Origin of the sequence: Falsochrobactrum ovis, from assembly GCF_003259955.1 — a bacterium.
GTDB classification, from domain to species: Bacteria; Pseudomonadota; Alphaproteobacteria; order Rhizobiales; family Rhizobiaceae; genus Brucella; species Brucella ovis_A.
Genome location: NZ_QLMK01000029.1, coordinates 1 through 10403, shown reverse-complemented (window position 1 = coordinate 10403; position 10403 = coordinate 1). Strand labels below are relative to the sequence as shown.

The following is a 10403-nucleotide window of genomic DNA, read 5'->3' as shown; positions in this document are numbered from 1 at the left end:
TGCGGTTAACGAAGATGATCCCGCTCAGAACGCGCCGATCATCAACGCGCTGGCGACCATGGCTCTTGGGGAAATAAGGACGAAGACGAGCCATTTGCTCGTCCGTCAGCCAAAATAAATTGCTCATGATTCAGGCTCCTGCACTGCCCTCTGAATCATAGACATCACGTCAAATCAATGGGTCCTGAACCTAGGGGCAGCCCTAGTTTTTTATTGATCTCATTCGCGACCTTACGGGCATTGATGCACTTCTGCGTCTCGGCCAGCTCCGGTTTTTTCTTGCATTCCGCCTCCACCAGCAGCCGTTTACTGAAATTTTTCCGGTAAAACTCCACGCTCTGCGCTTCTTCCGTCTCTTGCTTGCTCTGGCTCTCCTGTGCGGTCGCCGGGTCATTGCAACCAGCCAGCACGCCGGCCACGACGCACAGCGCGAACAACCTTCCTTTTCCTTTCATCAGATCGCCTCCTGGTCTTGGTGGTGGGGAAAAGCAGCGCAAATATCCGCACCACCAACACGGCGAGCGATGCGAAGGGCCTGCTGAAATGTGGGGAAATGGGCGGCCTTGTCTGACCCGCCCCAGATCGGAAGCCGGGCGTCACTCATCCCAGCAAAAAACCGCCATCCGGAAGCCTCGTCTGAGGCGGTCATGACTATGAAGTGCATCTTCATACATGCCTCCCAGAATACCCAAGTCTTAGGAAGGATTATGAAGGCACATTCAGTATTGGTCAACAAAAATGACTTTATAAATCAGTGGCTTGTCAATAGCTGACAATAGTTTTACTGCTGGAATACTGCATCACATTTGCACAATACTTGCCTCATCGCTGCATCACCCAATGCTGCGCATTGGGTCCCAAAGTTTGACCTTCTCGATGTGATGCATGCCCCGGACGTTGCATAAAAATGTCCAAGCCTTAGCCTTAAATTGGCTATACACCATACGCACCTTTCAGTGCTCGTAAGTCATTGATTCTCAATGACTTACGCGACCACGAAAAAACCGCTGTAGTGTTCGACCACTACAAAACGGCCGCAAACCCGCATAAATGCTGGCTTTGATGCACTACGGCAGCACTACGAAGCCCGGAAAAGCCCCACACATAGCCAGATGTGATGCAACGGTAGGACAACAATGATGCAGTGATGATGCCGGCGTGATGCACTCCGCGCCCTTCGGGCTTGGGCAAGGGGCGCTGCCCCTCTGCACACCCTGCCCTCGCCGCCGGGAGGCTCGAGGGGCAGGACGTCGCTGCGCTATGCCTGCCCCTCGCTGGAAGGCTGGCCGCTCCAGTCGCGTCAAGGCCAAGCCGCTATGCGGTCGCTACGCGAGCCTTGACCCGCCTTCCGCAGCTCATGAAGCCCACCATCCGCCACGACAGCGGGTACCCAATAGACGGTGTGGCAGATAACCGGAGGTGGCTAATAGACGGTCTATCTACAGGCCCGATGCAATTTCAGGGGTAATTGCCGGTAATAACGGTTCACTTTCTACTGATTCCTGCCGGAAAAGATCTCGGCACCGTCTATTAGGTACCTTGTACCGCTCCCCAGAGGCGGGGCAGCGCCCCTCAAATGTCAATATCGCCATGAAAGCCGACTGAGCCGTTTTACGGGCCGGTGACGCGATTTTCTGGCTCACTGGTACCCAACCATTGGTCGCCGTTCGTTTGCGCGTCCTGGGCTCGAGACTCATTAATTTAATGGAAATGGCGCCTGAAACGGCCAGATTGCAAGGAAAGAGGCGAAGAAAGGATGCCGTTTCCTGTCTGATCGTCTTGACGCAGCAGATCTGCTGTTCATTTCGATGTCTGGAGGATGCGGCCCATCGTTCAGCTCCTTTGTCAAAAATCCTCGAAAATGAAACATACTTTCTTCGGTTTTTTTCTCGTATCCAAACGGATGGCCTCGCACCATTTCCGGCAAATTAATGGGTCGTGAGCCCAAGGTTCAAGTCAACATTCATCGAACTGGGGGCGTGTTTGCGGACGTTTCAATTGTCAGCTGATAGCTTGATACGACGAGGCGGAATAATATTCTAAAATCAGAAAGAAAGTATTTGTTTTATTGCTTGTTGATGATTTTCTCTAATGAGATTAACAAGGCTCAAAACCCATATTCACCTTGTTAATCGATAAAGTGCAAAAATGCCCCACCAGAAGAGCCCACTTAATTCGCTGCAGCCTTCGCGGCGCCAGTTTCTCAGCATGTCAGCCGGAGCAGCCATTGCAGCTGGCTTAGGAATGTCTGCATCCGGATTGCTGCTGCCCGCACAGGCCCGCGCACAAGATGCGAAGCCAAAAAAGGGTGGGCATCTGGTTATTGCCATGCATTCTGCTTCAAGTTCGGATCATCTTGATCCAGCATCTTACACGATGGCATATATGTATACCGTCGGCTTCCAGCTCTTCAACACGCTGTTGGAACTAGGCCCGGATGGAAAACTTACAGGCGCTCTGGTGGAAAGCTGGGAGCCCGCAAATGCAGATGCCAGCAAATGGATATTCCGTCTTCGCAAGGGTGTGACGTTCCACAACGGCAAAGAGTTGACTGCCAAAGACGTTGTCTATTCGCTCAATCATCATCGAGGCGACGACACCAAATCGGGCGGCAAGGGTGTACTTCTCGCTGTCAAAGATGTCGTTGCATCCGACACATATGAAGTCACAGTCACATTGAATGCTGGTAATGTCGATTTTCCAGCAGCATTTGTAGACTATCACCTCGGCATTGGGCCTGACGGTGAAGACTTCGACAAGGGTATAGGGACCGGTGCATTTGTTCTGGAAGATTTTCAGCCGGGCGTACGTGCTTTAACTCGTCGCAATCCGAACTACTGGCATCCAGACCGCGCCAATGTGGACTCCGTTGAAACAATCGCCATGGATGACACAACTGCGCGCATGGCAGCGTTGATGAGCGGTCAGGCGCATATCGTCAATGCGGTTGAGCCGCGTCTGGTCAGCCATCTGAGTGCGCGTCCCGACATCCAGATTCTGCGTACACCGGAAAACTCGATGTATTGCTTTCCGATGCGCACGGATTCAGAGCTGCTGAAGAACAATGATCTGCGTCTTGCGCTCAAATATGCAATTGACCGCGAAGAGTTACAGAAAAGTTTGCTGGTTGGCACAGGCGCTGTCGGCAATGACCATCCGATTCCTTCATGGAATCCGCTTTATTCCAAAGATATTCCGCAGCGTGCCTTCGACCCGGAAAAAGCTGCATTTCATCTGAAGAAATCGGGCTTCTCCGGTTCAATCCCGCTCAGCGTATCGGATAACGGTTTTACGGGATCGGCTGATGCAGCTCAACTCTATCAGGCATCTGCGGCAAAGGCGGGCATTACGATAGATGTCGAGCGTGTACCATCGGATGGTTACTGGGATGAAGTCTGGCTGAAGAAGCCATTTGTCGCTTCTAACTGGTCAGTTCGCCCGACCGCTGACGCTATGCTTTCAATGCTGCTTCAGACCGGCGCTCCATGGAACGAAACCGGCTGGAGCAACGAGACGTTTGACAAACTGCTTGCTGCGTCCCGCGTTGAACTGGATGAATCCAAGCGTAAACAGATCTATCACGACATGCAGGTTTTGATCGTAGAAGATGGCGGAGAATTAATTCCAGTCTTCACCGATAATCTTGCTGCCGCAAATGGTAAGGTTAAGGGCTATATTTCTGTGCCAGGTGGCGGCGATATGAGCGGTTATCGTCTGGCTGAAAAAGTCTGGCTAGAAGAATAGCAGAAACGTTTACTGATTATTATTTCTGCTTGCTGCTGCATCCCCAAAGCTGGCTTCCAGTTTTGGGGAAATGCTTCTAACAAGGGACTTGGCATTGATGTGCTGACCGGGTAACAACCGGCGGTGCCTCCCAGCTATGACGCCCACTTCCGGACAGCCAATGACAGACGTTCTACCAGACCAGTCTCCACACGATAGCAAGGCAGCTGCGATTTCTGACCGTGGACATTCTTTCGGTCTTTTACGTGGCAATTCACTTTCGGGGCTGATCTTAAGGCGTCTCCTGCTTGGTATCGTTTTGCTCTGGGCCATTTCGGCTGTCATCTTCGCTGGAACTCAAATCCTGCCTGGCGACGTCGCGACTGCAATGCTGGGTCAACAGGCAACACCACAGGCTGTCGAGAACATTCGCAAGGAACTCGGACTCGAACGACCGGCTTTACAACGCTATGTGGAATGGCTTGGCAATGCTGCACAGGGAGATCTGGGCCGCAGCTATTCTAACCGGCAGGACATTGCGAAAAGCATTGCGCCCCGTTTGTCCAATACACTCTATCTCGCTGCAATGGCTGCACTGTTTGCAATTCCGATCGCGATCCTGCTCGGCCTCATTTCCGTTTTATATGCCGGTACTATCATTGATCGCGGCATAGCGGTTGCAACACTCAGCACCATATCGCTGCCAGAGTTTTTCGTAGCGTATATTCTGATTGCTTATTTTGCGATTTCGCTTGGTCTGTTGCCATCGAGCGCCATTGTAAACCCTGGAATGAGTGGCTGGCAGCGCCTTACCGCGATTGCCTTGCCCTGCATGACGCTAGTTATTGCCGTTACCGGACATATGGTACGCATGACACGCGCTTCGCTTCTTGCGGTTATGTCATCACCCTATATCGAGACCGCGCAGCTTAAAGGTCTTCCCCGCTGGCGCATTCTCCTCAAACATGCGCTTCCCAATGCACTCTCACCGGTGATTAACGTCGTCGCACTGAACCTCGCCTATCTGGTTGTAGGTGTAGTCGTTGTTGAAGTGATTTTCGTTTATCCGGGTATGGGTCAATACATGGTTGATCATGTCTCCAAACGCGATGTGCCGGTGGTGCAGGCGTGCGGGCTTATTTTTGCGTCCGTTTACATTGGCCTTAACATCATTGCCGATGTCATCGTCATTCTGACCAACCCGCGGCTGAGACATTCAGCATGAGAAAACGCAACAAAGGCTCACAATTTCTCGCATCAATTGGCTTTAGCGGTATAGCCTTCTTTCTGCTTGTTGCAATTTTTGCAGAATGGCTCGCACCGCATCCCATATCGGAAATCGTTGGCAGCGTATGGCAAGGTCCCTCACGCGAGGCGTTGCTTGGAACCGACAACATTGGCCGAGATCTTCTGTCTCGTGTTATCTGGGGCACGCGGTTAACGCTTTCGATCGCCGCCGCAGCTACAATCCTCGCATTTTTGATTGGCGTACCGCTAGGCTTTCTTGCTGCCTTGACGCGTGGATGGCCGGATCAGGTTCTCTCGCGCGGCAACGATCTTCTGATGGCAATTCCGACACTGATTTTTGCTCTTGTTGTGCTGGCCGTTCTGCCTAAAAATGTCTTCATCCTGATAGTAGTAATCGCAGTGCTGGAAGCAACACGTGTTTTCAGAGTAAGCCGTGCGATTGCCTGCGATATTGTCGTGCTAGACTATATCGAAATCGCGCGCCTGCGCGGCGAAAGCAAAAGCTGGATCATTTTCCACGAAGTGCTGCCCAATGCATTGTCACCGCTGCTTGCAGAGTTCGGACTGCGTTTCGTCTTTTCGATCCTGTTTCTTTCGACTCTTTCCTTTCTCGGACTCGGTGTTCAGCCGCCTATTGCCGACTGGGGAAGCCTGGTCAAAGAAAACAAGGATGGGTTGATGTTTGGCGTGTTTGCCGCCCTTATTCCCGGCGGAACCATTGCTTTGCTTGCTATCAGTGTGAACTTTGTCGTCGACTGGATTTTACAGCGCACAACCAGCCTTAAAAGAGGCGCGCAAAACAATGGATAATCCGAATAAAGCACCACTTCTGAACATCCATGGTCTCCAGATAAGCTCCGATGAAGGTTTGATCGTTGACGGCATTGATCTGACTTTGCAAAAAGGCCACGTACTCGGCCTGATCGGGGAGTCCGGCGCAGGTAAATCGACCATTGGTCTCGCTGCTCTTGGTTTCGCACGCAACGGCCTTCAGATCACTGGTGGATCAGTTGCGCTGGATGGGCAAAACATACTTTCCTTATCCGGCAAGAATAGGCAGAGAATCCGCGGCAGCCGGATCGCCTATGTGGCGCAATCTGCAGCTGCGGCATTCAATCCTGCCCATAAGCTGATTGATCAGGTTACGGAGGCCAGCGTCTGGCACGGTCTCATGAAACGTGGCGAAGCGAGAAGCCGCGCTGTTGAGTTATTCACCCTGCTGGGTCTACCGGATCCACAGAATTTTGGCGAGCGTTATCCCCATCAGGTCTCAGGAGGCCAGCTCCAACGCGCCATGACCGCAATGGCGCTTTGTACCAGTCCTGATCTTGTGGTGTTTGACGAACCAACAACCGCTCTCGATGTAACGACGCAGATCGAGGTGCTGATTGCCATCAAGAAAGCAATCGCAACCACTGGAACAGCCGCACTTTATATATCGCATGATCTGGCAGTTGTCGCTCAGATTGCCGATGAGATCATGGTGCTTCGCCATGGAAAAATGGTGGAACGAGGTTCTGTTCGCAAAATTTTTGATGCGCCGCAGGAAGACTATACCCGGCAGCTTGTGGCAGTTCGTCAAAAGGAAATTGAAGGTCGCATAGAAACGTCTGCTTCCTTACTTTCCATTGCAAACATTTCCGCTTCCTATAGTCCGGCGACACCTGTGCTTGCCGACATCACGCTTGATCTCGCAAAAGGTCAGACACTGGCTATCGTGGGTGAGTCTGGTTCCGGTAAATCGACACTGGCCCGTGTGGTGAGCGGCCTCCTCGCACCGACAGCCGGAAACATACACTTTGACGGCGCAGTTTTGCCTGCAAATCTGGAACGTCGTTCAAAAGAGACGCTGCGCAATATCCAGATGATCAGCCAGTTGCCCGATTTGGCTCTTAATCCGCGCCGGACCATAGCGGAGATAATCGGCAGACCATTGCAGTTTTATTTTGGGATGCCGCGTGATTTGCGACGCAATGCTGTTGACGAGTTGATGGAGCTCACCGGACTGCCTAAAAGCCTTCTCAAAAGGTATCCGGCTGAGTTGTCAGGCGGCCAGAAACAGCGTGTCTGTATTGCTCGGGCGCTTGCTGCACGCCCCAAACTGCTTGTATGCGATGAGCCAACTTCCGCTCTCGATCCATTGGTGGCAGAGGGCATTCTGGAGCTGTTGCGTCGGGTTCAAAACGAGACAGAGACCTCTTATCTCTTTATCACGCACGATCTCGCAATCGTTCGAGCCATAGCCGACAAAATTGCTGTCATGCACCGGGGATCAGTCGTGCGTTATGGATTGAAGTCAGACGTACTCAGTCCGCCTTATGACGATTATACCGCAAAGCTTCTGGCATCTGTTCCACAAATGAAGCCAGGTTGGCTGGATGACATTATGGCGCAGCGTGCAGACCTCACTATCGCAGATACCGATAAGGACATTAAAATATGAGCAAAAAGACAATCATTCTCGATGGTGGCATGGGACGTGAACTGGAACGCGTTGGTGCACCATTCCGTCAACCGGAATGGTCCGCACTCGCGCTTATCGAAGGTCCTCAATACGTTCGCGAAGTGCATGACGGCTATATCGCAGCCGGCGCCGATGTCATTACCACAAACAGCTATGCAGTCGTCCCTTTCCACATCGGAGAAGACCGTTTTGCGGCTGAAGGCCACAAACTCGCAAGCCTTTCTGGCAGGATTGCTCGCGAAGCAGCAGATTCAGCATCCCGTGAAGTTAAAGTAGCCGGATCCTTACCGCCTGTCTTTGGATCCTATCAGCCTGACCTTTTTGATCCTGCCAGAGCAGGCGAATTGCTGAATGTGCTTGTGGATGGGCTGGCACCATCCGTTGACCTCTGGCTTGCCGAGACGCAAAGCAGCCTGATTGAAGTCAAAGCCGCACATGAGGCCATTCGTTCAACGGGAAAGCCCCTCTGGATTTCCTACACGCTCCGCGATGATGTAGCCAGCGGAGCAATCACCGAGGCACAGCTTCGTTCAGGAGAAACGGTGGCTGAAGGTGCACGGCTTGCCGCCGAGCTCGGAGCGGAAGCGCTCCTCTTTAACTGTGCAATGCCTGAAGTTATGGATGCAGCCATTCTTGCAGCAAAGCAGGTCTTCGATGAGCTGGGCAAGGATATTCCAATTGGCGTTTATGCCAATGCATTTCCTTCACAACAGGGCGCTGATGAGGCGAACGCTACTATTACTGAAATTCGCGCTGACCTCGATCCTGACGCCTACGGGGTATGGGCACAGCGTTGGGTCAAGAGCGGTGCAGGTATCATTGGCGGCTGCTGCGGAATTGGCACCAACCACATTCATGCATTATCGAACCAATATCTCTGCGAATAACAAAAAAGGGCGGCTTTTTAGCCGCCCTTTTCATTTCATGACAGAATGCGTGCTGCTGCCAGTGACAGTGCGACGACACCATTTGCAATAGAGCGTTCGTCAGGCTGATAATCCGAATTGTGCAACTTGTCGTTACGGCCTTCCTGTGCTGCGCCTATACCAAGCTGGAATGATGGCACTCTCTCACCGACCAGTGCAAAATCTTCTGAGCCTAAACTGCCGTTACGTTTAAAAAACACATCGCCATAATGCTCACGAATGGCCGCACCCGTCATCTCGATCAGATAGGGATCAGACACCATTGACGGTACCCCGCGCACATAATTGATTGAGCATCGCACGCGCAATGCGGCTTCAAGGCCCCCACAGATACGACGAACAGCAGCTTCGATGATGTCGCGAGCGTCTCGATCCTGACAGCGCACAGTTCCCATAATCGTCACTGAATCCGGGATGATATTATGCGTATGACCGCCGTGGATCGAGCCGATGGTCAAAACTGCGGCCAGCATGGGATCAACTTCACGCGATACGATTGTTTGCAACTGGGTAATAAGCTGCGCTGTCGCAACGATAGGGTCGACAGCCTGATGGGGACGCGCGGCGTGGCCGGAGGCAGCATGAACCGTAATATCAAATTCGTCAGATGAGCCGTTCGCCACACCTTCCACGAACGTAAATGTTCCTGTTGGCTCATCAGGATGGTTGTGAAAACCAAGTGCATAGTCAACGCCATCAAGAATACCATCGGCAATCATTGCACGCGCACCGCTCTCTTGCGTTTCTTCTGCTGGCTGGAACATCAGCTTGACATTGCCGCTTAGACGCGGAGCAATGTCTTTCAAGACCTTACCGATGCCGATCAACGTAGCAGTATGCAGGTCATGACCACAGGCATGCATTTTGCCTTGATGAAGGCTTGCGAAAGGGAGGCCGGTTTGCTCTTCGATAGGCAGTGCATCCATATCGGCGCGGATAATCAAAGTCGGCCCGGGGCGACCACCCTTGATCAGACCCACAACACCTGTACGCCCAACGCCTGTCTGATGCTCGATGCCTAGCTTTGCCAGCTCATGAGCAACTACGCCTGCGGTTCGTTCAACATCAAACCCGGTTTCCGGATGTGCGTGAATGTCACGACGGACTTCGATCAAATGTGGTTCAATTTCGTTAGTGAGCTCTTGTACGAACGATGAAAGATCATTCAGCAGATGGGGATCGGGGGTGTTAGCCATTTTTGCATCCGGGTTTAACGATATAATTCTGATTAAACATCCGCTCACAGACTGACCAGCTTTTAATGGCACTGTTATAAACTTTTCATCAAGAAGATGGATGGAGCGTTTGAGCATTTAAAAAGGTTCTGTTGCAAACTTTTCATCAACGGATGGTCTGATAGTATCTCGGCTTTTAATCAGCTGAGTATTTTAGATGTTCAAAGGTCGCCATTTTGATAAATCCGTCATTCTGCTTTGTGTTCGGTGGTATCTGGCTTACAATTTGAGCCTTCGCAATCTGAAGGAAATGATGGCGGAGCGCGGTATTGATCTGGACCATTCAACCATCCATCGCTGGGTCATCTGCTTTAGTCCAAAACTGCTTGAATGTTTCAATCGGAAGAAGCGGCAGGTCACACGCAAATGGAACCTCGATGAGACTTACATCAAGGTCAAAGGAGAGTGGCTGTACTTATATCGTGCGATTGATAGCAATGGCGATACGGTTGAGTTCTATTTCAGCAAACATCGTGATCTGCCCGCTGCTAAACGCTTTATACGCAAGGCCCTGGCCCGCCACGGCAGGCCAGCGCGCATTACCCTCGATGGAAGCGAGACGGTGTTGTCACGTTAACTGGGCTACAGTTGCCTGCCTGACGGTTTGGGCGTAAATTTTGGCGATGCAGACATCAGATATCATCTTCAAGCGTCACCGTTTTCCGCCACAGATTATTGCTCATGCGGTGTGGCTTTATCTGCGGTTCAACCTTAGTCTGCGTGAAGTTGAAGAAATGCTGCTTGAGCGTGGAATTGACGTATCATACGAGACAGTTCGTCGTTGGATCGCCAAGTTCGGACCCCAGA

Annotated in this window: 8 protein-coding genes and 3 pseudogenes; 7 read left to right on the top strand and 4 right to left on the bottom strand. The window is 51.8% G+C overall.

What is annotated here, in order from left to right; translation table 11 throughout:
* From C7374_RS15605 to C7374_RS15595, 3 genes and pseudogenes are all read right to left on the bottom strand, one after another.
* Positions 1-127, bottom strand: a pseudogene (locus tag C7374_RS15605) (IS5/IS1182 family transposase); the annotation flags it as partial.
* 37 nt (positions 128-164) lie between these two features.
* Positions 165-455 (bottom strand): EexN family lipoprotein, encoded by a 291-nt coding sequence (locus C7374_RS15600; RefSeq protein WP_111576518.1) that lies wholly within the window; start codon positions 453-455, stop codon positions 165-167.
* Entirely contained in the window at positions 455-670 is a 216-nt protein-coding gene (locus tag C7374_RS15595) for a hypothetical protein (protein WP_111576517.1), read from the bottom strand. The genes C7374_RS15600 and C7374_RS15595 overlap by 1 nt, the downstream gene beginning before the upstream one ends.
* Before the next feature lie 1574 nt (positions 671-2244).
* Between C7374_RS15595 and C7374_RS15585 the strand changes: the two genes are divergently transcribed.
* The 5 genes from C7374_RS15585 (at position 2245) to C7374_RS15565 (ending at position 8322) form a co-directional block, all read left to right on the top strand.
* Complete coding sequence (locus C7374_RS15585) at positions 2245-3744, top strand: ABC transporter substrate-binding protein (RefSeq protein ID WP_245412694.1); 1500 nt, start codon at positions 2245-2247, stop codon at positions 3742-3744.
* Between the two features lie 160 nt (positions 3745-3904).
* Positions 3905-4948: an ABC transporter permease gene (locus tag C7374_RS15580; RefSeq protein WP_111576514.1), complete on the top strand. Its 1044-nt coding sequence runs from the start codon at positions 3905-3907 to the stop codon at positions 4946-4948.
* Positions 4945-5781 (top strand): ABC transporter permease, encoded by an 837-nt coding sequence (locus C7374_RS15575; RefSeq protein ID WP_111576513.1) that lies wholly within the window; start codon positions 4945-4947, stop codon positions 5779-5781. Before C7374_RS15580 ends, C7374_RS15575 begins: the two co-directional genes overlap by 4 nt.
* Positions 5774-7414 carry an ABC transporter ATP-binding protein gene (locus C7374_RS15570; protein ID WP_111576512.1) on the top strand — a complete coding sequence of 547 codons (1641 nt, stop codon included), beginning with the start codon at positions 5774-5776 and terminating at the stop codon, positions 7412-7414. The genes C7374_RS15575 and C7374_RS15570 overlap by 8 nt, the downstream gene beginning before the upstream one ends.
* Positions 7411-8322 carry a homocysteine S-methyltransferase family protein gene (locus tag C7374_RS15565; protein ID WP_111576511.1) on the top strand — a complete coding sequence of 304 codons (912 nt, stop codon included), beginning with the start codon at positions 7411-7413 and terminating at the stop codon, positions 8320-8322. The genes C7374_RS15570 and C7374_RS15565 overlap by 4 nt, the downstream gene beginning before the upstream one ends.
* Positions 8323-8357: 35 nt before the next feature.
* Here C7374_RS15565 and C7374_RS15560 read toward each other — a convergent pair whose 3' ends face one another.
* Positions 8358-9557, bottom strand: a complete 1200-nt coding sequence (locus C7374_RS15560) for a M20 metallopeptidase family protein (RefSeq protein ID WP_111576519.1) — start codon at positions 9555-9557, stop codon at positions 8358-8360.
* Positions 9558-9753: 196 nt separating this feature from the next.
* Between C7374_RS15560 and C7374_RS15555 the strand changes: the two are divergent.
* Together C7374_RS15555 and C7374_RS15550 are read left to right on the top strand one after the other, a co-directional pair.
* A pseudogene (locus C7374_RS15555) lies at positions 9754-10158 on the top strand (IS6 family transposase); the annotation flags it as partial.
* Positions 10159-10219: 61 nt separating this feature from the next.
* Positions 10220-10403: pseudogene (locus C7374_RS15550) on the top strand (IS6 family transposase); the annotation flags it as partial.